At 52.2% G+C, this 22,038-nt stretch carries 22 protein-coding genes; 7 read left to right on the forward strand and 15 right to left on the reverse strand.

Annotated features, from left to right (window positions below; translation table 11 throughout):
• Position 1 precedes the first annotated feature (1 nt).
• From uvrC to KO503_RS01345, 5 genes are all read right to left on the reverse strand, one after another.
• Positions 2-1,882 (reverse strand): excinuclease ABC subunit UvrC, encoded by a 1,881-nt coding sequence (gene uvrC / locus KO503_RS01325; RefSeq protein ID WP_215989796.1) that lies wholly within the window; start codon positions 1,880-1,882, stop codon positions 2-4.
• A gap of 296 nt (positions 1,883-2,178) precedes the next feature.
• Positions 2,179-2,970, reverse strand: coding sequence for an SDR family oxidoreductase (locus KO503_RS01330; RefSeq protein WP_215989797.1), 792 nt, complete (start codon positions 2,968-2,970; stop codon positions 2,179-2,181).
• A gap of 23 nt (positions 2,971-2,993) precedes the next feature.
• Entirely contained in the window at positions 2,994-3,974 is a 981-nt protein-coding gene (locus KO503_RS01335) for a calcium/sodium antiporter (RefSeq protein ID WP_215989798.1), read from the reverse strand.
• A 168-nt stretch (positions 3,975-4,142) separates the two neighbouring features.
• Complete coding sequence (locus KO503_RS01340) at positions 4,143-4,937, reverse strand: S49 family peptidase (protein WP_215989799.1); 795 nt, start codon at positions 4,935-4,937, stop codon at positions 4,143-4,145.
• A gap of 60 nt (positions 4,938-4,997) precedes the next feature.
• A complete protein-coding gene (locus KO503_RS01345) occupies positions 4,998-6,143 on the reverse strand; it encodes a zinc ABC transporter substrate-binding protein (protein WP_215989800.1) in 1,146 nt (381 codons plus the stop codon).
• A 90-nt stretch (positions 6,144-6,233) separates the two neighbouring features.
• On the opposite strand from KO503_RS01345, the gene KO503_RS01350 reads away from it, so the two are divergent.
• The 3 genes from KO503_RS01350 to KO503_RS01360 are packed head-to-tail and all read left to right on the forward strand — an operon-like array spanning position 6,234 to position 8,319.
• Positions 6,234-6,731, forward strand: coding sequence for a Fur family transcriptional regulator (locus KO503_RS01350; protein WP_215989801.1), 498 nt, complete (start codon positions 6,234-6,236; stop codon positions 6,729-6,731).
• Entirely contained in the window at positions 6,731-7,519 is a 789-nt protein-coding gene (locus tag KO503_RS01355) for an ATP-binding cassette domain-containing protein (protein ID WP_215989802.1), read from the forward strand. The genes KO503_RS01350 and KO503_RS01355 overlap by 1 nt, the downstream gene beginning before the upstream one ends.
• On the forward strand, positions 7,516-8,319 hold the full coding sequence (locus KO503_RS01360) for a metal ABC transporter permease (RefSeq protein WP_215989803.1): 804 nt from the start codon (positions 7,516-7,518) through the stop codon (positions 8,317-8,319). Before KO503_RS01355 ends, KO503_RS01360 begins: the two co-directional genes overlap by 4 nt.
• A 2-nt stretch (positions 8,320-8,321) precedes the next feature.
• Here KO503_RS01360 and modC read toward each other — a convergent pair whose 3' ends face one another.
• From modC to modA, 3 genes are read right to left on the reverse strand one after another with little or no spacing between them, the layout of a single operon-like run.
• Entirely contained in the window at positions 8,322-9,395 is a 1,074-nt protein-coding gene (gene modC / locus KO503_RS01365) for a molybdenum ABC transporter ATP-binding protein (RefSeq protein WP_215989804.1), read from the reverse strand.
• On the reverse strand, positions 9,392-10,087 hold the full coding sequence (modB, locus tag KO503_RS01370) for a molybdate ABC transporter permease subunit (protein ID WP_215989805.1): 696 nt from the start codon (positions 10,085-10,087) through the stop codon (positions 9,392-9,394). Before modB ends, modC begins: the two co-directional genes overlap by 4 nt.
• The gene (modA, locus tag KO503_RS01375) at positions 10,087-10,860 is read right to left on the reverse strand and encodes a molybdate ABC transporter substrate-binding protein (RefSeq protein ID WP_252730893.1); all 774 of its coding nucleotides are present in this window, start codon (positions 10,858-10,860) and stop codon (positions 10,087-10,089) included. The genes modB and modA overlap by 1 nt, the downstream gene beginning before the upstream one ends.
• A 285-nt stretch (positions 10,861-11,145) precedes the next feature.
• Between modA and KO503_RS01380 the strand changes: the two genes are divergently transcribed.
• Positions 11,146-11,352 (forward strand): hypothetical protein, encoded by a 207-nt coding sequence (locus tag KO503_RS01380; protein ID WP_215989807.1) that lies wholly within the window; start codon positions 11,146-11,148, stop codon positions 11,350-11,352.
• A 114-nt stretch (positions 11,353-11,466) separates the two neighbouring features.
• Here the strand turns inward: KO503_RS01380 and KO503_RS01385 are convergent, their stop codons facing one another.
• Entirely contained in the window at positions 11,467-13,527 is a 2,061-nt protein-coding gene (locus tag KO503_RS01385) for a DEAD/DEAH box helicase (RefSeq protein WP_215989808.1), read from the reverse strand.
• A gap of 488 nt (positions 13,528-14,015) precedes the next feature.
• On the opposite strand from KO503_RS01385, the gene KO503_RS01390 reads away from it, so the two are divergent.
• Genes KO503_RS01390 through KO503_RS01400 form a run of 3 tightly spaced genes read left to right on the forward strand, consistent with a single transcriptional unit; the run spans position 14,016 to position 16,692 of the window.
• Positions 14,016-15,224 (forward strand): acyl-CoA dehydrogenase family protein, encoded by a 1,209-nt coding sequence (locus KO503_RS01390; protein ID WP_215989809.1) that lies wholly within the window; start codon positions 14,016-14,018, stop codon positions 15,222-15,224.
• Positions 15,225-15,272: 48 nt separating this feature from the next.
• Entirely contained in the window at positions 15,273-16,211 is a 939-nt protein-coding gene (locus tag KO503_RS01395) for a LysR family transcriptional regulator (protein WP_215989810.1), read from the forward strand.
• A complete protein-coding gene (locus KO503_RS01400; protein ID WP_215989811.1) occupies positions 16,201-16,692 on the forward strand; it encodes a flavin reductase family protein in 492 nt (163 codons plus the stop codon). The genes KO503_RS01395 and KO503_RS01400 overlap by 11 nt, the downstream gene beginning before the upstream one ends.
• Positions 16,693-16,725: 33 nt before the next feature.
• Here the strand turns inward: KO503_RS01400 and KO503_RS01405 are convergent, their stop codons facing one another.
• From KO503_RS01405 to KO503_RS01430, 6 genes are all read right to left on the reverse strand, one after another.
• Complete coding sequence (locus tag KO503_RS01405) at positions 16,726-17,481, reverse strand: HpcH/HpaI aldolase family protein (RefSeq protein WP_215989812.1); 756 nt, start codon at positions 17,479-17,481, stop codon at positions 16,726-16,728.
• On the reverse strand, positions 17,478-17,984 hold the full coding sequence (locus KO503_RS01410) for a V4R domain-containing protein (RefSeq protein WP_215989813.1): 507 nt from the start codon (positions 17,982-17,984) through the stop codon (positions 17,478-17,480). Before KO503_RS01410 ends, KO503_RS01405 begins: the two co-directional genes overlap by 4 nt.
• Positions 17,985-18,017: 33 nt before the next feature.
• Complete coding sequence (locus tag KO503_RS01415) at positions 18,018-19,331, reverse strand: TRAP transporter large permease (RefSeq protein ID WP_354667571.1); 1,314 nt, start codon at positions 19,329-19,331, stop codon at positions 18,018-18,020.
• 11 nt (positions 19,332-19,342) lie between these two features.
• Positions 19,343-19,855, reverse strand: a complete 513-nt coding sequence (locus tag KO503_RS01420) for a TRAP transporter small permease (RefSeq protein WP_215944875.1) — start codon at positions 19,853-19,855, stop codon at positions 19,343-19,345.
• 91 nt (positions 19,856-19,946) lie between these two features.
• On the reverse strand, positions 19,947-20,939 hold the full coding sequence (gene dctP / locus KO503_RS01425; RefSeq protein WP_215989814.1) for a TRAP transporter substrate-binding protein DctP: 993 nt from the start codon (positions 20,937-20,939) through the stop codon (positions 19,947-19,949).
• Between the two features lie 70 nt (positions 20,940-21,009).
• A complete protein-coding gene (locus tag KO503_RS01430) occupies positions 21,010-21,684 on the reverse strand; it encodes a GntR family transcriptional regulator (RefSeq protein ID WP_215989815.1) in 675 nt (224 codons plus the stop codon).
• Positions 21,685-22,038: the final 354 nt, after the last annotated feature.

A 22,038-nucleotide genomic window follows, 5' to 3' on the forward strand; every position in this document is an offset into this window, starting at 1 on the left:
TTCAATCGCCTTCATGGAAGAAGTCATAAATAGTTTGGGCCACCTTACTCGAAATTCCGTCTACTGCGGTCAGATCGGCCAAATTGGCATTGGCCACAGCTTTCGCGGACCCAAAATGCGCCAACAGCGCCCGTTTTCGGGTCGCGCCAACACCGGGCACACCGTCCAGCGGATTGGCAATCAGCGCCTTGGACCGTTTGGCGCGGTGCGTGCCGATCGCAAACCTGTGTACTTCATCACGGATACGCTGAATGAAATACAACACTGGATCGTTGCGCTGCAACGCTATGGGGCGCTTGCCCGTGCGATAGAATTCCTCTTTGCCGTGGTCGCGAAACTCGCCTTTCGCCACGCCGACCATCGCGATATCAGCCACACCCAGATCGTCCATGATTTCTTGCACCGCAGACACCTGCCCCGCGCCGCCATCGATCAAAAGCAGACTGGGCCAAGTGTCGCCTTTACGCTCGGGGTCATCTTTCAACAAGCGCTGGAACCGGCGCGTCAGCACCTCTTTCATCATGCCAAAGTCATCACCTGGGGTCAGCGTATCGTCTTTGATGTTGAACTTGCGGTACTGGGATTTGATAAACCCGTCTGGCCCCGCGACAACCATTGCCCCAACAGCGTGTGCGCCTTGGATATGAGAGTTGTCATAGGCTTCGATACGCGTGGGCACCTGCGGCAAATCAAAAGCCTCGGCGACCCCTTTGAGCAAACGGGCCTGCGCGGCACTCTCGGACACTTTGCGTCCAAGGCTTTCACGCGCATTGCGCAGAGCAAAGCTGACAAGATCAGCTTTTTCGCCCCGTTGCGGGACTATAATTTCGACCTTTTGACCCAGCTTGTCAGTGAAGGCTTCTTGCAGCAATTCGCGGTCTTCTATGTCATGCGACAGGATGAGTTGCTTTGGCGGTTCTTTTTGGTCGTAGAACTGCCCCAAAAAAGCGGTCAAAACCTCGCTTGCATTATTGTCAGCTGCGACACGTGGATAGAAATCTTGGTTGCCCCAGTTCTGATTGGCGCGGATGAAAAACACCTGAACGCAGGCCTGCCCGCCATCCATATGCAAACCGATCACATCCGCCTCGGTCACGGTACGCGGGTTGATTCCTTGGGCGGTTTGCACTTGGGTCATCGCCTTGATGCGGTCGCGCAAGGCTGCCGCGCGTTCAAATTCCATATCGTCAGACGCGGCTTGCATCTGCGCCGCCAGACGTTGCTGCATGCCCTTGTCTTTGCCTTGCAAAAACTTTTCCGCATCCGACACCATCTCAAGGTAATCCTCTTTCGAGATTTTGCCGACGCAAGGCGCGGTACAGCGTTTGATTTGATATTGCAGACAAGGCCGCGTGCGCCCTTCAAATTCACTGTTGGAACAATTGCGCAACAAGAACACCCGTTCAAGCTGGTGCAGAGTGCGGTTCACAGCACCCGCAGACGCGAAGGGGCCATAATAGGCAGCTTTGCGGGATTTCTTACCGCGATGCTTTGAGATTTGTGGGAACTCGTGATCCTTGGTGACCATAATGTTCGGAAAGCTTTTGTCATCGCGCAACAGCACATTGTAGCGCGGCTTCAATTGTTTGATCAGGTTCTGCTCAAGCAGCAAAGCTTCTGTTTCAGTGCGCGTGGTCAAGAACATCATCTGGCTGGTTTCAGAGATCATCCGCGCGATGCGTGCACTATGCCCGTGGGGACGCGCATAGCTTGATACACGATTCTTCAGGTGCCGTGCTTTGCCAACATAAAGCACGTTATGTTCAGCATCGAGCATCCGGTACACCCCCGGCGATCCATCAATCTGGCGCAGATATCCTTCGATAACCTTATGGCCTTTAGGGATGCCCTTGATGGGATGAGATGGGGTGTCTTCAGTCATGCTCAATCTCTTATGATTCCCACAGTAGCTGCAACCTTATGGCATCGAGGGCAAGAGGAAACAAATCCACCATTTCTGTGGATAAGTCTGCTGATAACTCTCAGTGGACGCCACTTTTTCCTTTGTTTCAGGCGATTTCCTCCGACTGCCTTAAAAATAGGCAAAAAACTAAACCATTGAAATGCAATGTTATTTTTTACGACCATTGGTCAAATCATTGAATTTATTTACATTTTGGTCATATTTGGCTCAGAAGACACCCACAAGTGCACAACTTTAATCTGAATCGGGCCAAATTATCCCCGAGGCGCCCCATCCACATCAATCGTCTGCCACCCCAAATGTTGACCGCCGTCGGTGCAAATCAACTGTCCCGTCACACTAGGGGCGTCCCAAAAGTACCCCAAGGCAACGTTAATATCGTCTGGATTGGACCCGCGTCCCAAAACTGTTGCACTGCGCTGCTGCGCAAAGGCTTCGGCCGTTTGGTGCGTGCCTTGTAATGTTGGACCAGGCCCAATTGCATTCACACGCACGCGCGGCGCCAACGCACGCGCAGCCGTCTGCGTAAACGCCCAAAGGCCCATTTTGGCAATGGTATAGCTCATAAAATCGGGAGTTAGCTTGCGCACACGTTGATCAATTATATTGACCACCAAGGCCTGCGCCATCGCTTCACCCCGCTCATCAACCAAAGCCTCTGGCACTTGCGTGGCAAAATTTTGCGTTAACACCACAGGCGCGCGCAAATTGCTTTCGATATGACGATCCCAACTGTCACGGGTCGCGGTCTCGATGGTGTCCTGTTCAAAAATAGAGGCGTTGTTGACCAGCAAAGTCAAAGGCCCGCCCAGTGCTTGCGATGCACGCGGCACCAAGGCTTGCATATCAGCCTCGATCAACAAATCCGCTTGCAGCGCCTCGGCTTTGACGCCCAGAGTATGCAACTGGCTGACGACCTCTTCTGCGCCATCGCGCGAACTGGAATAATGCACAGCGACATCAAACTCGCGTTGCCCAAGGTATAACGCCATAGCACGACCAATACGTTGACCCGCGCCTGTGACCAATGCTTTTCGCCTATGCATCACGCCTCCTTACAGCAAGACATTTACGATGAGAGTAAAACTCTCAAGACATAAGCAACATATAGCCCGCTAAAGACAAATCCCCAGAACCGCGTGATATCAATACGCTTGAAGACAAAAACACCCAGCAAAAGCGATGCCGCCAGCATGATCCAAATGTCAAAAGACATCAGCTCGGTTCCGACGGGCAAGTTACCCACAAGACTGGACACGCCAATGATGCCAAGCAGATTGAACATATTTGACCCGATGACATTGCCAAAGGCCACATCAGCTTGTTTGCGCAGCGCGGCCATAACTGTGGTGGCCAATTCAGGCAAGGATGTGCCAATGGCCACGAGCGTCAAGCCAATAATTTCATCGGACACGCCGTAGGCAGTCGCGATGTTTGTTGATGCATCGACCAATAGCTTGGCGCCCAAAGGCAAACCAATCAGACCTGCGACCAAAAAGGCGATAATTTTCCACCAAGGAAGATCAGGGTCAGCCCCTTCCAAATCTTCGATGACGATCTCGTCGCAGGCTTCTTTTACCGCATCAGCCGCAGCCGTGTCACGACGGTGGCAGCGCGCCTGAAACACGGCATATCCAAGCATAGCCGCCAAAGCAGCCAATAAAATCAAACCTGAAACCCAAGTGAACGTCCCGAAACTGGCCAAACCAATAAACAAAGCCGTGCCTGCGATCATTTGTAGATAGCTAGAACGTGTGGAATTGTCTGTCACATGTAACGTGGTGATCAGCGCAGGAATGCCCAAAACCAGCAAGATATTGGCAGTATTTGAGCCGATCACATTGCCCAGAGCCAATCCCGGTACACCCTCGTGAATGGCAGAGACTGAGATCAGTAATTCTGGCGCAGAGGTCCCGAAGGCCACGACCGTTAAGCTGACGATCAAAGCAGGAATACCGATCCGCAGCGATAAGTTGACAGCACCTCGCACCAATGCGTCGCCCGCAAGCAACAATAGAACCAAGCCAACGCAGGCAAGAATAAAATCCATCAACGCTTTCCTTTTTCGCAGGCACAGGGGCCCTTGCCGATCTTATACCGACCGCATGTTTTGCAAGTCAGTGCCTTGAGTTTGTCTTGTCCGGGAAACCGAAACTTCCCCACGAGGGCTAACACCATCATACCAACAAGAAACAGGGTGATTATTTTGAAAATCACGTCATAAACCGAACCGCGCCCAAAGTACGTGTTCCTCAACAGATGATGTCAGCGCAGAACTCAGTTGCGCGCCAAAGCGTGACAGAAGCGGCTTTTTCGGGCCGTAGACAGACAGTTGGACTTTATCGCCGTAGATATCCTTCATCATGGGCACAAGATGTCCGATCCCGTCAGCCAAGCCGAGAGACACACCAGTTGTGCCGGTCCAGAACGAGCCGTCAAACAATTCAGTCTCGGTACTCAAACGCCCCTCTCGTGAGGCGCGCACATGTGCGACAAAGGCATCATGAATTTCGACCTGCAGCGATTTGATGCGTTTCACATCAGCTGCATTTTCTGGCTTGAACGGGTCCATCTGGCTTTTGGATTTACCAGCAGTATAGACGCGGCGCTCAACACCATGCTTTTCGATCAGCTTGTCAAAACCAAACCCAGCCGAGATCACGCCGATAGATCCAACGATAGAACTGTGATCGACAAAGATTTTATCAGCCGCACAGGCCAACCAATAGCCGCCTGAGGCAGCGACATCTTCGACGAAAGCGTAAACAGGGATTTCTTTTTCCGCCGCCAATCGACGAATACGCGCGGCAATCAGCGAGGATTGCACCGGCGATCCACCCGGGGAATTGATTGACAGAGCCACCGCGTCAGGCTTGCCGCGCCTGAACGCACGCTCGATAGCTGAGGCTATAGATTGATCATTCAGCCCGCCTTGACGGGTCATAATCGCACCATTTAACCGCACCACACTCACGCGTGGAGCAGACTTCACAAAAGGGATCCATTTTTTCATAAGTTGGATGTAAAGACGCCCAGCCCTACAAACAAGGGCTGGGCGCAAGGTAACGTGGAATTATCTGCAGGCATCAAAGCTGTCAGCCACGCCTTGAATCAGTTTTCCATAAAAATCAGAACCAAGATCGATGTCTCGACCCAAAGGATCGATCACACCACTATGTGCTGATGTGCCTTCCAAAATCGTTTTCACAAGCCCCGCATTAAACTGTGGTTCCGCAAAGACGCAATCGACACCTTCATCTTTGATCATGTGCTGCAACTCTGAAATACGCGCAGGGCTTGGTGCCGCCCCATCGCTCAAAGAGATCGCACCCGCGGCGTTCAGGTCAAAACGTGATTCAAAGTAGTGATAGGCATCATGGAACACGACAAATTTGAGATCGTGTTCATCTGCCAATTGCTCTTGCAGACGCTCAGTCAGTGCGGTCAGTTGAACAGCTCCTTCAGCGGCGTTTGCAGCATATGTCTGTGCATTTTCGGCATCAAGATCACTTAGAGTTTTGGCGATAACATCCAACCATGCAATAGCGTTTTGTGGGTCGAGCCATGCGTGCGGGTCCAGTCCAGTGTGGTCATGACCTTCATGTCCTTCATCCGCCGCGTGATCGTCATGATCGTGATCGTCGTGATCCTCATCCGCCGCATGGTCCTCATGATCGTGGTCGTCGTGATCCTGATCCGCCGCGTGGTCGTCATGATCGTGGTCGTCGTGATCCTGATCCGTCGCGTGATCGTCATGATCGTGGTCATCATGATCTTCATCTGCCGCATGGTCGTCATGATCGTGGTCATCATGGCTTTCATGCCCATCATGATCAGCATGATCAGCATGATCGTGCGCTTCGAAGGTCGCTCCTTGACGGAACTCAAGCTTGATGCTCGCCTCTTCCTCAATCAACGGCACAGACACCGCATTAGGGGCCAGCGTATCAATCGCGCCCCCCAACCAAGGCGTCAAAGCATTGCCAGACCAAAACACCACACCAGCCTGCTGCAAGTTTCTCGCTTCAGAAGGGCGCATGGCATAGCTATGTGGTGATGCGCTCTGGTCCATTAAAAGGGTTGGCTCACCCAAATCACCCATCACTTGTGCAACCAAAGAGTGAATAGGCGCAATGTCGGTGGCAACGGTTGGCACCTGCGCCATCACGGGTGAGGTAGAAAGCATTAAGGCCGCGAAAGCGGAGATGTAGCGTGTCATGTTAATCATCCTGTTATACTATAACACCCGCTTGATATATGTCATAATATAACATATCAACCCCAAATAATAAGACAGTAAGGAGTGCCCATGCCCCTCAACAGCGACCCCATCGGATTCGCCCACCACGATCACGCCACTTGCGTCACCGATGCCGTGGCCTCAGTGGAAGCACGTTGTATCGCTGCCGGGTTGCAGTTCACACCTGTGCGCAAACGCGTGCTCGAAATCTTGCTCGAAGAACACCGTGCTCTTGGAGCTTACGAAATTCTAGATCGCTTGCGTGACGAAGGACTTGGGTCTCAGCCCCCCGTTGCCTACCGCGCCTTGGACTTTCTCACCAAACATGATTTCGTGCACAAGATCGAACGCCTCAATGCTTTTATCGCCTGTGCGCACCCGCATGAGGTTCACACCCCTGCATTCCTAATCTGCCGCGACTGTAATGCTGTGGCCGAAGCCGAAACCAATTTGACACAAGGCCGCTTGGCAAAAATTGCATCTGCCACAGGGTTTATCATTGAACGCGCTATTTTAGAGGCCGAAGGTCTTTGCCCCAATTGTATCCCCAAAAGCGAACCAGCCTGATGTCCGACACTCTTATATCTCTCAAAAACGTCTGTGTTCATATCGGGGCGAAAGTCGCGCTTCATGATGTAAATTTGGCGATCAAATCTGGCGAAATCGTTACTGTTGTCGGCCCGAACGGGTCGGGCAAATCCACCCTATTGCGCACGCTCGTGAGCGCGATCAAACCCACGGGCGGCCAGATCACCCGCATGCCAAATTTGCGAATCGGCTACGTGCCGCAAAAGCTGCACATCGATCCGACACTGCCGCTCACCGTGCGTCGCTTCCTCAGTCTTCCGCGCCGCGTCAATGACGCAGTGGCCGAAAAAGCGCTGAATGATGCCGGTGCAGGTGATCTTGGCAAACGCCAAATGACTGGCCTATCTGGCGGGCAATTTCAACGCGTTTTGCTGGCGCGCGCCTTACTCAATAATCCGCATATTTTAATTTTGGATGAGGCGACACAAGGCCTCGATCAACCAGGCTCTGCTGATTTTTACGCCCAAATCGCACAAGTCCGCCAAAACTTCGGCTGTGCCGTGCTGATGGTCAGCCATGAATTGCATGTTGTGATGGCCGCCTCGGATCGCGTGATCTGCTTGAACGGTCATATTTGCTGTGAAGGTGCCCCCGAAATTGTGGCCTCCGCCCCTGAATATCGCGCCCTGTTTGGCTCTGGCACCCAAGGTGCTTTGGCCCTGTACCGCCATGAGCATTCACACACACATGATGAAACCTGCGCGCATGATCACGCGCAAAGCCATCACAACGAAAACAGCCACGACAACTCTGAGGCCACGTTATGACCCTGTTTGATGACTTTATGGTCCGCGCCACCCTTGCTGGACTTGGCGTGGTTTTGGCCGCAGCCCCTTTAGGCTGTTTTGTCGTCTGGCGGCGCATGGCCTATTTCGGCGATGCCACCGCCCATGCCTCGATCTTGGGTGTGGCGCTGGCTTTGGCCTTCAACGTGTCCATTTTGGGTGGCGTATTGTCCGTTGCATTGATTATGGCTTTGACCGTCTCCGCCTTAGGCGGGCGTGGTTATGCGATGGACACGCTGCTTGGCGTTATGGCGCACAGCTCGTTGGCGTTCGGCCTTGTGGCGGTCTCGTTCATTGACGGCGTGCGTGTTGATTTGATGGCCTATCTGTTTGGCGACATTTTGGCAGTTGGGCGTGTGGATCTGCTGGTGATTTGGGGCGGTGCGGCTTTGGTCTTGCTATTGCTGCTTGCACGTTGGTCAGCGCTTTTGACCTCGACATTGAACCCTGATTTAGCGAGTGCTGCGGGCATTTCGCCACGTCGCGAACAACTCATCCTATCTATTGCACTTGCCATGGTTGTTGCCGTCGCGATCAAAGTGGTCGGCGTTCTGCTCATCGCTGCGATGTTGTTGATTCCGGCAGCCGCCGCACGCCCCTTTGCGCGCACGCCCGAACGCATGGCCTTGATCGCAGTCGTGATAGGCGCTGTGTCGGTCTTATCGGGTATCCAATTGGCATTTCAATTTGATTCCCCAACAGGGCCGACCATTGTATGCGTCGCAGCCGTGTTGTTTTGCGCCGCCAGCGTATTGGATTATCTACGCCCGAACCGCGCATAAGTTTAAGTATCTGAGGCGATAGCCACAGTTTTCACGATTGCAAAACATGGGACGCCAACATCCAATGCCATCGCAGCAACTGACCGTCGCGTCACCCGTGCAAGCACAGCGCCTGCACGGGTCGACACCGTGACAATGGCGCTGGATGCACCGGTATGCTGGACCGCCTCGACCCTGCCCGCAACGATATTAAGTGCGGACAGCCCCGAGGGCCGCGTTGTCGCCAACATGACATCAGAGGCAGGCAATCGCACTCGCAGATTCGTGCCTATGTTCGCCGTCACATGCGGCAAGAAATACGAATCGCCGCTCGCATCAAGTTCTGTCAAACCGTCTTGGTGATGCGCTCTGATTCGCACATTCAAAACCGCCCCGACTTGACCAACGCCCATGGGCATCGTGGTTGGATCGGCCAAAACATCGAGCGCGGGGCCTTTGCGAAGAACCTTGCCCGCTTCAAGCGCAACCACAGTGGTGGCCAAGCGCGCGACCTCATTGGCGGAATGACTAACATAGATGATCGGAATACCGGTCTCGTCACGGATACGTTCAAAATAAGGCAGGATCTCGGCTTTGCGCGCAGCGTCCAAGGATGCCAAAGGCTCATCAGCAAGGATCAATTGCGGGTCGGCTAAAAGCGCCCGCCCGATGGCAACCCGTTGTTTTTCACCGCCCGATAATCCAAGCGGCCTGCGATCAAGCAGATTGCCAATGCCCAACATTTCGATGACCCGCTCACGCTGCGCCTTGTCCATGCTACGTTTTGCAGCTCTCTCGCCATACTCCAGATTGCGTGCAACAGTGAGATGCGGAAAGAGGCGGCTATCTTGGAAAATATACCCCAATTTACGCTTGTAAGCGGGCATAAAAATGCCTGCACCACTGTCTTGCAGCACCTGCTCGTCGATGGAAATTTTGGCATTATCTGGCCGCATCAATCCAGCAACGGCATTGATGATCGTACTTTTGCCTGAGCCTGAGCGCCCATACAAAACAGTTAAGCCTTTAGGCGCTTCAAAGGACACGTCCAACGCGAAACCGTCAAAGCTGTGCTGTATCGAAATAGACAGACTCATACGCCAGTCATCCGCTTCATAGTCCGACGCGCCAGCACTTCTGATAAGAGCAAGGCCCCCATTGCCAAAACGACCGACACCAGAACAAGTCGCAGTGCCGCGTCTTCCTGACCCGGCACCTGTAATAACGCGTAGATGGCCGAAGGCACCGTTTGCGTTTGCCCCGGAATCGCGGACACAAATGTAATCGTCGCGCCAAATTCGCCCAAGGATTTGGCAAACCCCAACACCGTCCCGGCCAGAATGCCGGGCACAGATAGGGGCAAGGTGATGGTCAAGAAAATCCACACAGGCGACGCCCCCAAAGTGGCCCCTGCCTGTTCCAATTTTGGATCAACAGCCTCCAACGACAATCGGATCGCCCGCACCATCAAAGGAAAGGCCATAATGGCCGCAGCCAGTGCGGCCCCTGTCCAGCGAAAGGCGAAAACAAGACCCCAATCTTGCAAAAAGGCCCCGACAGGCCCACGCGTGCCAAAGACCACGAGTAGCACATATCCCGTCACCACGGGCGGCAAGACCAAAGGCAAATGCACCAGCCCGTTCAAAAATTGTTTGCCGAAAAAATCCCAACGCGCCAATGCATAGGCGGCAGTTAGAGCCAAAGGCAGACTGAACAGAGTTGCCACGAAAGACACTTTGATCGACAGCGCTATCGCTTGCCATTCTGCGGGCGAAAAGTCCAAAAGCATCAGTGGTCCACGTTCCCGAACCCATGCTCATCAAAAATCGTGCGGGCCTCTGGTGACGCAAGATATGCAGCGAATTCAGAGGCTGCCGCTGTCGCGGGCGCAATCACAGCGGCGGGATAAACGATGGGAGCATGGCTGGCCTGAGGAAAGCGCGCAACGACAGACACGCGCGTCTCGCTTAACGCATCGGTTGCGTAGACAATCCCCAATGGAGCCTCCCCCCGCGCCACCAAAGCCAAGGCACTTCGCACATTATCTGTTTGTGCAACATGCGTCGATAGGCTGTCCCAAAGCCCCAAACTAACCAATGCCGACTTGCCGTAAATGCCCGCGGGCACGGCCTCGACAAACCCCATCGCCATAGGGCCTGTTTCAAGTAGATCTGCAAAATCGATGTCATCGATGGACGTTTGGGGCATGTCAGCATCTTTAGGTGCGATCAGCACAAGTTGGTTGGTCAACAAGGCGACGCGACTATCTGCTTCTAGCAGACCTTCAATGGCAAGTTGATCCATCCATTCGGTGTTGGCACTGATAAAGACATTGGCGGGTGCGCCCCGTTCGATTTGACGCGCAAGGGCGGACGAGCTTGCGAAAGACAGCAGTATCTTATGATCAGATACGTGTTCGAACTCTACCGCAACATCATCCAAAGCCGATTTAAGACTGGCGGCTGCGAACACTGTCACAGTCTCAGCCTGCGCGGCCCCCAGCCCTACCACCAGAACACAGGCAGCGCCTTGGATCACAGAGCGGATGAAACGTTTGGGCATAGGGTCCCTCATCAAGTTGCGCGGCCTCATTGCCTTCCCATACATCACAAGCCAAAGAGCTGCAAAGCAAGGCCTATTTACAAATGGTCTAGATCAACGTCGCGAAAACACCTGAATTTAGGTTCGTGTTTTAAGACCCAAGATCGTCACGCCAACAAAATTTGAAGCTTTCGCCCTATGAATCGTCATGTCTGCGCAGTAACATTACGCCTATACCTATCATCAAGACGAACACTTCACTCTTTTACTTTTCCTGCTTTGCAGCTGCTGAGGACGCATTCGAAGATGAAACAAGTGCCTAAAGAAACGACCGACGACGCCTTAATCCGTGAATTTTTGGAAAAAGGCGGCAACATCAGCAAGGGTAAAACCAAGCCTATGCCAAATGAACTGCGCATCAGCAACAACGCGTGGAACAACAAGCTGACCAAAGAGGAAAAAGCATCTTTGGCCGCGCCAACCGGACCGGTTCCTAAAAGCCCAAAAAAATAAAAGCACGACATCTCAGCGCGAGATTGAGTGCCAACCACATCCGCCAGATTTACGAATAGAAAAAGCCGAGCATTTGACCGCTCGGCTTTTGAATTTTAGACCTTCGTGCGCATCTTAGCCTTTGCGTTTTGGGGCCGCAGCACCACCCTTAGGCTTGCCGTATTTCGCAGCAGGTTTACCGCCAGGCTTGCCGCCACCGCTGGGTTTACCAGCATAAGGCTTGCCGCCACCCGGTTTTCCACCGCCAGCAGGTTTCTTGCTGTACACACGTTTGGAAGGATCGCCTGCCCCAGCAGCAAATGATTTCTTCTCGTAAGGCTTTTTCGCTTTGTCGCTCACAGCGCCATCGCGAGTTGGGTCTTCGAACTTTTTCTTAAACGGCTTCTTCTCGTATGGTTTCTTATTGCCATCTGAGGATTTCGCATAAGGCTTCTTGTCGCCATACGGTTTCTTGTCACCGTATTCTTTTTTCTCATAAGGCTTTTTGTCGCCAAATGATTTCTTTTCATACGGCTTTTTATCACCGTAAGATTTCTTTTCGTAGGGCTTTTTCTCGTAAGGTTTTTTGCCGCCACCAGACCGATCACCACCCAAATCAGGCATGGTTGCCAGACGGGTCGCTTTCACATTTTCTTCCAAGATACCGTTATCGAGTGCAGCCTCGAAACCATCTGCGGCAGCTTCTTTCAACTCAACAAAGCTCTGCGTGTCGCGAATACGGATCGCCCCGATAGAGGTTTTGTCGATGTTGCCAGCGCGACAAACCAACGGCAAAAGCCAACGCGGCTCTGCACGGTCATCACGACCAACAGACAGCGCGAACCAAACGGATTTTCCAAAATCTTCACGTGGGGCGCGCTCTGGTCGCTCGCCTGGTTTGGGTGCAGGACCAAGCTCCTCTGGCGCAGAGACACCAGCGCGGTACAAACGCAAGTACGCGGCAGCGATTTTCTCTGGCGAATGTGTTTCTAACATTTTGGCCGCAAATACAGCTTCTTTTTCAGACGGTTCAGCCATCAAGGCCTCGTCTGTCAAAAGCTTCTCTTCATCTTTCGCCAAAATCATCTCGGCGCTTGGCGCCTCAACCCATTCCGCCTGCAATTTGGCCCAACCAAGCAAACGTGTGGCCTTGCTTTTCATTTTAGGTGGAACAATCAGCGCAGAAATCCCTTTGCGCCCAGCGCGGCCGGTACGGCCAGAACGGTGCAACAAAGTTTCCGCATTGGTTGGCAACTCAGCATGGATAACCAATTCCAAGTTCGGCAAATCGATCCCGCGTGCAGCAACGTCAGTCGCCACACAGACACGAGCGCGACCATCACGCATGGCTTGCAAAGCGTGGCTACGCTCAGATTGGCTCAATTCACCAGACAGGCAGACAACCGAGAAACCACGATTGGCAAAACGGGCTGTCAGACGCGCCACAGACGCCCGCGTATTGGCAAACACGATGGCGTTTTCCGCATCGTGGTAGCGCAACATATTGATAATTGCGTTTTCTTCGTCCCGTGGAGACACGGACAACGCTTGGTAAGAAATATCAGCATGCTGCTTCGCGCCACCTGTGGTGTTCACACGCACAGCATCACGTTGGTATTGTTTCGCAAGCTTGGCGATCATAGCAGGCACAGTGGCCGAGAACATCAACGTACGACGGTCTTCAGGCGCTTCGCCCAGCATGAATTCCAAATCTTCGCGGAAGCCAAGATCCAGCATTTCATCGGCTTCATCAAGAATAATCGCGCGCAAGCCCGACATATCCAAAGAGCCACGTTGAATGTGATCGCGCAAACGACCTGGTGTGCCGACAACGATATGCGCGCCACGCTCAAGGGTGCGGCGTTCATCACGATAATCCATCCCACCCACACAAGAGGCCAATTTCGCACCCGCTTTGGCGTAGAGCCATTCAAGCTCGCGTTTGACTTGAAAGGCCAATTCGCGCGTTGGCGCGATGACCAAAGCCATCGGCGCTTCGGCGCGATCAAAGCGTTCTGCTTCACCCAAAAGAGTGTGGGCAATCGCCAAACCGAACCCGACAGTTTTACCGGACCCTGTTTGCGCAGAGACCAAAAGATCCGCGTCTTGCAACGCAGGATCGTTCACTGCCTCTTGAACTGGCGTGAGGGTGTCATAGCCGCGCTCGGCAAGGGCGTCGGAAAGGGCTGTAATCATGGGAGATGCGTGTCCGTATTGGGCAATCGCCGCGTACGCGGAAAGACCGGAGGTAAGAAAGATGCCCTGATAAGGCAAGAATACGTGTTTGTATAGGGGCAAAGCATGTCATCGGCTTAACATCGCTATACGGTTATGTGTGGATGGAATACTCGGTTCTAGACCAAACAAAGGACTTCGCTTCTTAAAATAGTGTTGACAACTTTGACCGCGCCGCCCTGCCCCGATTTCAAATCTGCGCATCCACCCGTAGATGTCCTGCTTGAGGCAGTCGATGCAGCAGGCAAGCCCTGCAAAATCGCTTGAATTGCAATGAAAACTCTCTTGAAGCGAAATCGCGTCAGAAAATGAACTGGCTGCAAGGTCATTCATCTGCACTTGCGGCGCCTCAGAATAAATAGAACTTATTCTGAAAGTTAGAATAATGAATTTGATTTATAAAGCAATTTCAACGCTAATACATTTGAACAACGAAAAGGATCGCTCCGATGACAACAGCACTTGACGTAAAAACACCAGAAACCTCAAGCGCACCACTGCCGGAGACGGATTCTTCAAAACTAACGGAAACTACAGAGTTCAAACATCTCTTAAAAACCATTGCCGAACGTCGCGGCGAAATAGAACAAAAACGACACGTCCCCAAAGACATCATCGGACTGATGAAAAAGGCACGAATTTTTCGATCAGCCACACCAACACGCTTTGGCGGCGATGCGATTGCCCCGCATCATTTTTTGAAAATGGTCGACAAAATTGGCACTGTTGATGGATCTGCAGCTTGGGTTTCTGCGTTTGGCTCAGCCAACACATATACAGCCGCCCTACCCGTCGAAGCGCAAGAAATCATGTATGCGAACGGACCTGATCAAGTGTTCGCGGGTGGATTGCACCCTGTGCAAAAGGCCACACGCGTAGACGGTGGTTGGTCTGTCTCAGGTCGTTGGAAGTTTGCGTCCGGCTGCATGGGCGCCGATTGGATTGGCGTCGGCATAGAAGGCAGCCCTCAGGGTAATGAGCCGAATGCCCCGCCCACCGTGATGATGGCCGTAGCACCAGCGGATGAAGTAGAGATCATAGAATGCTGGGACGTTTCAGGCATGCAAGGCACAGGCAGTCATGACACCACAGTCACCGACAAATTCTATTCTGACACATGGATCTGTGAACGCGGTGCCCCTGGGCTCTTTGACGAGCCTCTGTACCGGTATCCTGCGATGGCGTACCAAGCGCAAGTTCACGCTGCCTGCAACCTCGGTCTGGCCCGTGCGGCAATCGAACATGCAAAATCCGTATCGGGCGCTGCAAAACTTATGGCAGGACATGCCCGTCTTTGTGACCGCGGGTATTTTTTGACAGGAATAGCAGAGGCAGAAGCAGCCTTGCGTGGTGCACGGGCATTTTTCTACGAAGCTGCGGAAGAGGCTTGGGATTATCTGCTACAAGGAGACCCTGTCCCGCTTGAACACATCAATTTATTGCGCTTGAGCGCTTCAAACGCGGCCAAATCCGGCGCTCAAATTGTACAGAAATGCTACACGATTTCGGGTATGGGTGTGATCGCAAAAGGGAACCCAATGCAGCGTTATCTGCGCGATGCAATGGTTGTGACCCAACATGCGGCAGTGACTGATATGACGATTGAAAATGCAGGGCGGGTACTGGCAGGCCTAGATGCACCTCGTGGATATCCTTAAAGCGCAGCTTAAACACTTTCCACTTTCCTTACGGGTTGGACAACCTTCATGAGAAACTTCAACTCTAGCCATTTCGACCTGAACCTCATCAAGGTTTTTCTTGCGATTTGGGAGATGCAAAGCCTTACAGATGTAGCAGAGCGCCTTGGCCTGACACAGCCCGCGGTCAGTCATTCGTTGCGTAGATTGCGGGATCAGTTTTCCGACCCCCTTTTTCAACGTGTTGGAAATCAGATGTTGCCAACAGCAACCGCGACACGACTACATGGCCCGTTTGAGGCAGCACTGTCGCTGCTGGAACAAACGGTACAGGACACTCACAGTTTCGTACCCGAAACCACTACACGCCGTTTTCGTATCGCGATGACGGACACGGGTGAGTTTTTCTCTATGCCGCGCATTCTAGCTGCCTTGGAAAAAGCCGCCCCCGAAGCGAGCATCACATCCGTTCGCATTGATCCATCTGAGATCGCAAGCGCATTGCGCAGTGGCCATGTGGATCTGGCCATAGGTTATCTACCGAAACTAGACACAGCACAGTGCCAAGGGGATCTGTTGCTCAAAGATTACTTGGTATGCCTGATGCGCGACAACCATCCCGCACTGACGCAAGAGTGGTCGGAAGAGAGTTTCGCGCGTTTATCATTTGTCGATGTCAGCCGTGCGGCCACTGGATACCAAATGGCACAAGACAGTTTTAAGCAGCGCGGCCTGCGTATAAACGCAAAAGCCCGCCTTGATCATTTTACGGTCGTTCCAGAAGTCGTACGGCAAACAGACTTTGTCGCAATTTTTCCGCATTCCATCTTTATTCGCCTTGAGGGGCGCGGAGGATTTTTTGCCCGCGACCTTCCGTTCGAGTTGCCATCCTATGACATCAAACTTTGGGTGCATTCCAGCTTTGCTGAAGACCCAGCATTACTTTGGCTTCGCACACTTATTCAGACGGCCCTCAAATCACCGGAGATCATTTCACATGACCATTAGCACCGATCTATTTCGCCAAACCATGTCCCTTTTTCCAGGGGCTGTGACACTTGTCACAGTGGGGCAAGGCGATGGTCGACGCGGCATAACGGCCACGGCTGTGTGCTCTGTTACCGACACGCCACCAAGCCTTTTGGTTTGCGTCAACCGCACAACGGACACCTGCTCAGAGATTACTCGACTGAAAAGCTTTAGTGTGCAGCTTCTTGATCATACTTCCGACGATATCGCCCTCGCTTTTGCAGGTGTCGCAGGACTACAGGGCGCTCAAAAGTTTTCCGTTGGGGCATGGGAAGAAACCGATCGTGGTTTGCCGCAACTGACCACCGCCGTTGCCTCAGTGTGTTGTGAGGTGAGTTCTTACAACGACGTCGGAAGTCACAGAGTATTCATCGGTGAAATTATAGACTCTGCCCTCGAAGTTGGTGATGCTTTGATTTATGCGCGCGCCCAGTTTGGACGCGCACAAGCAACACTTTAAAAGACGGCATCAAAATGGTTGCAGCGGCACAGCCTAGTCCAAAGCCGCTGCGGCCGCATCACTGGCTAGCGTGAGAAACACTGCGTCCGAACCTTCGATCACAAAAGACAAACGCGCAAGCCAACGCTTACTGGCACAGCGATCAGCGGTAAAAATGCCAACAGGCACGTCCGCCGCTTGCGCAGCAGACACCAAACGCTCGATCAAAACGTCAACAGTATCATCACTGGCATGAGCTGCAGCATCCACGCCAAGATCACCGGGGCCAATAAAAACCAGATCAATCCCTGCAACAGCTAGAATTTCTTCGACATTCTCAACCGCCTGAAGCGTCTCAAGTTGAATTGCCACAAAAGTTTCCTTGCGCGCGCGTTCAATCGATCCAGATATGTTGCGCAGGTAGGATGCGGCGCGTCCAGGCCCTGCGCCGCGTGCACCATGCGGAGCAAATCGAGCAGCTTTCACAACGGCTTTTGCCTCTGCAGCGGATGAGATATGCGGTACAAGAACACCGCAAGCACCAGCATCAAGAGCAGCCGAAATATTTTGCGGCAAATTGCTGCGCACGCGCACGATTGCTGGGATGCGAGCCACGTCCGCCGCCCGCAACATATCCGTCAACAGCCCGTCTGAAATTGGACTATGCTCCGTATCGATGCAGATAAAATCGGGCTTTGCACCTGCCACGATTTCGACAGACACAGGTGTCGGAATGGCGACAAAAGGCCCACGTAAAGGAACGCGTTTTGTAACGGCATCACGCAAATCGTAAAGCTGCGCTAAACTCATTCTTTCGTGCCCTTTGCAATCCGTGCTTCAAACCGACACACATCAGCGCCCATTGCTGCACATGTTGTTTCAGTGACGCATGTTGGTGCGCCAAAAATCATCCCTGATACTGCTGTCAACATTCCGACAATAAGGGCACAGACAGGCACATCCGAGGCCCCATACCCTGCCGCAAAGGGAGAATTTCGAACCGTCACATCGAGGCTATCTTCTGTTAAAACCGTATCCCAATCGCCCCAACCCAATTGGCCTGACGTTTCACGGATCACACCAAGCAGTGCTTCTGAGGCCCCCGCTCCTGCGTCTTTATAGCTTTGCGCCGATTTCCCACCATTTGTGAACACCGAACGGATCATCGCCTCGAACACCGCTGGGCGTTGCTCTGGCGCCATCTCTAGAACGATCCCCATGACCGCCTCTGGTTTGATGAAAATATAACGCATATCGCCATCGAAATAGGTGCCAGCCGTGGCATCATAAGAAAGTCTGTCGCGAAAACTCATTGGTTTGTCCTTTTTGTACATGGGGCAGCTTGCTTACATCAGCGAAGGAATAAAGGTCGCTAAAGATGGCACTAAGATCACCAAACCGATTAGCAAAAACACACATAGAATATAGGGCAAGGCCGCTTTCGCCACTTCTGGCAATGTCGTTCCGGGAGGACTGACGCCATGCATCACAAACAACAGCAATCCAAAAGGTGGCGTTGTAAAGGAAACTTCAAGCATCAAAAGCATGATCAGTCCCCACCAAATCATGTCGAAATCCAAAGACAGCGCAAGCGGGACAAAAAGAGGCAGCGTGATGAGCATCATCGACACCTGATCCATAAACATTCCAAGAACGAGCAGGATCAACGCCATCACCAAGAGTGTCTGAGTTGGTCCCATTTCGAGCGCCGTAGCCCAGCGAACTAAGCCAGATGAAGCACCTGAGAACGCCAAAAGCTGTGCGAAAGTCGACGACGCAGTGATCAAAAGGAACGTCATTCCCGTCACACGGGCCGCATCAGCAATCGCGGTCCTAACGGCTTTGAAATCGAGAGCTTTGAACAGCAATGCAAGAGCGGCCACAGCAACAATTCCAAGAGCACCACTTTCAGTGGGTGTCGCAAAACCAGTTAAGATTGATCCCACAACCGCCATCATAATCACGACCATCGGCAAAATATCTCGGCAAAAAATACCAACGCGCTTGGACAAAGGCACAGGTTCAAAATCGTAAGACGGCGCAGCATCGGGATCAATTTTGACCTGAACGAAAATTAAGATTGAATAGAAAATTGCGAGAACGAGCCCCGGAAGTAAGCCAGCCACAAGAAGACCGCCAATATCAATCCCCGCCAAGGACCCAAAGAGCACGGCCAATGTTGATGGCGGAATGATCACAGCCAAGCCACCCGACCCAAGAATGGGGCCTATGGCCATATGCTTTTTGTACCCGCGCTTCATCATCTCGGGCACCATTAACGTGCCGAGCATCCCTGTATTGGCAAGCGATGATCCAGACAAAGCAGCAAACACAGTCCCTGACGTGATCGTCAGATAGGACAATCGCGCAGGCAAGCGGCCAATCAGGACGTCAATCGCATCCAAAACACGGCGTGCAAGACCTGAGTGAAAGAACAACGATCCCATAACAAGAAAGAGTGGGACGGGCGCCAAGGCATAGGTCGAGACCGCCATCGTCCCATTTGAGAGCATCTGGTCGATACCACGCGCCCCCCCCATGAATAAAAATACGCCGACCACGTTGATCAAAAAGAAGCCAAGCGCCACAGGCAATCCGATGCCCATTGAAAAGATGAGGCCACCGATGAGGATCGCAATCGAAATGCTCCAGTCCATCATATCAAAATTCCTTACATTCCTGCGTGCGCTTCGGGAGCAGCACCAAAGAAGCTTTCGCCGCGCGCAATAAAGGACAGGAACTGAGCGCCCCCAAATCCGAAACCAAGCGGCATTGAGGCATAGAGCGCCCACATCGGAGCATCAAAACTGCGCACCTCGTAGGTGCCTTCGATGATCGACGTGACGAAGCTCTTTCCTGAATACCATGCGAGGTAGAAGCAAATCAGAGCTGAGATGATATGCAGCATGAACTCCCAAGCTTTGCGAACGTTGTTTGGAAGGTAGGTCAAGACCACTTCGACACTGACATGCCCTCGTGTCATCACAAGATAGGGAAGGCACAAAAACGTCACATAAAGCATCGAGTATTCGACGGAATTAACCGCCCATACAAACATCGGAAGGCCAAAGTTTCGGGACAACACATCATATGTGACAATCAAAACAATCGCGACAATGAAAAGGCATGCGAGACGAAACAACAGGTTCGACACCGCATCGAGGCATCTGAACATCAAAGACATGACAGTGTCCTTTCAAGTGGGAATTTATCGGCGAACAATACGAGCATTCAAAATGGCGGGATCAATCATCAGACCCCGCCAAGAGACGATTTTAGAAGTCTGTAAAGAAGACCGCCTTGAGTTCATCATGCATTGTCGGGTCACGATCTTTCAGGCGCTGCCAAGAAATATCATATGCTTTTTCAAGAAAGATTTGACGCTGCTCACCGGTCAACTCGATATTCTCGATGCCTCCCTCCAAAAGAATTTGGCTCTCGGATTCGTTCAGCGCAATACTCGCCTCATAGGAAGATATTTCGTGATCGATCGCGGCTTGATTGACAATTTCCTTTGCTTCGTCAGACAAACCATCCCAGCTATCCAAGTTCATAGACACCAGAACGTCTGTCTGAAAGAAGCCTGGATTCACACGGTATTTCAGAAACTTATCCCAGCCGAAATCACGAAGCCCCGTAACTGGAAAAGCGGTTCCATCAACGACCCCACGCTCTAAAGATGTGTACACCTCGCTTGCACTTTGAACGACATTCGTCGCGCCAAGCTCTTCTAGAAATGATCTAAATAAGGGCGACGAACGCATACGAATGCCATCTAAATGTAGCTGACCATTCTCATCTGCACCCGGTTTTTCAGTCGTCCACAAAAAGAAGTTTGCACCACCGTCAACATGCGCCAGCACATGGGCATTGCCTTTTTCGTGGAAAGGCTTGTTGACCAATTCCATACCGCCAGCGGCCCTAAGCGTCATTGGATCAAGATTGGATCCAGCAAAGGCTTCGCCCTCTGGAACGAGATTTAGATACAGACCTGCGGGCAGCAGGAACATATCAGCGATACCGTTCTTTTGCGCCTCGCCCATCCGCTCTGCAGGGATAGTTTCGGGTCCTCCAATGACCTGAATTTGAACAACACCTTCGCCGCGCTCATTCACAAGATCAACAAAGCCTTGAAAGTTGCGCGCAAACGATACCTGCGCAGGCACAAATGTCACAGCACGGATTATGTCTTCGGCTTGAGCGGCCATAGATGACAATCCGAAAGCCGCTGCAGCGGCAAAGCCTTTGAGTGTTAAAAGTTTTGTCATGTTTTCCTCATTGTTGGTTAAGAAACCCCACCGTTTAGTCGGTTTTTATGGGTCTATTTTTTGTTAAACGTTATTTTCGACGTCGATTTTGGACCGCCGGCATTTCAGACGAAACAGCTTCAAAAATCACAAGAGCCGCATCAACAAACTGTGTCATTGATTTTTGCGCAGCATCCCTGTCGCGCGCCCAGTAGCTTTCAGCCAATTTGCCCGCACCAATGCGCGCCGTGTCACGACCATTTGATAGCTTCAGCGTTGCAGCGCGGACCAAATGGACCTGCATATGAAACCGAGACAGTGTTTCTTGCAGACGACGGTTTTGAATTCGGGACATCCAGAAATTGCGAAAGGCAATATTTGAATGCGCGGCATCTTTGGGTGTCTGTGCGGCTTGAACATCTGCAAGAAGTAACCGCAACTCCGCATCATCATCGTCGGTGGCGAATTCAATCAGGCTTGAAAACGCCAAAGGCTCCAGCGCGCGACGGATCGCAAAAATTTCCCGTATATCTTCGACCGTAGGCGTTATGATGACATGCCCATACGGCTGCACGCTTTCAATCAAACCATCGTTTTCGAGCCGTCCAAGCGCTTCGCGCACAGGCGTTCTGGAAACATCCCTTTCACGCGCAATGGTCGCTTCCACCAAGCGGTCGCCAGCCTGAAGGCGGTCTGCCGAAAGATCCGACAGCAAATCATCATAAACACGCTGAACAAGGGACTGCGTCATACTTTTCTGAGACATTGGCGTCACACCTCTTTACGACTTCTTACGGTATACCTTTAAGTTTAAAATATTTATTGCAAGGGAAATTGATGAAAAGCACTCAAATACACTATTAGTGATCATAAAATGTGCAAAAATGGATGAATTTACTGAAATTAGACCGCTTAAAGTGACGACAACTATTTTATGCAAAAAGCGATTCTGTCCTAAAAGTAGGATTTTCGATTCAGATTGTGGGAACTGAAGAGGTCCAGCGAAACTGGACAGCGCGCGAAGCTGCATTCAACACAAACGAATAGATACGAGACTGGCAGAACGACGGCCCCCTCAGGCCGCCTCAAAGCCACAGTAGTGGTCTTGCCACGGTTTAGT

This window comes from Pacificibacter marinus (assembly GCF_018860505.1).
GTDB lineage: Bacteria > Pseudomonadota > Alphaproteobacteria > Rhodobacterales > Rhodobacteraceae > Celeribacter > Celeribacter marinus_B.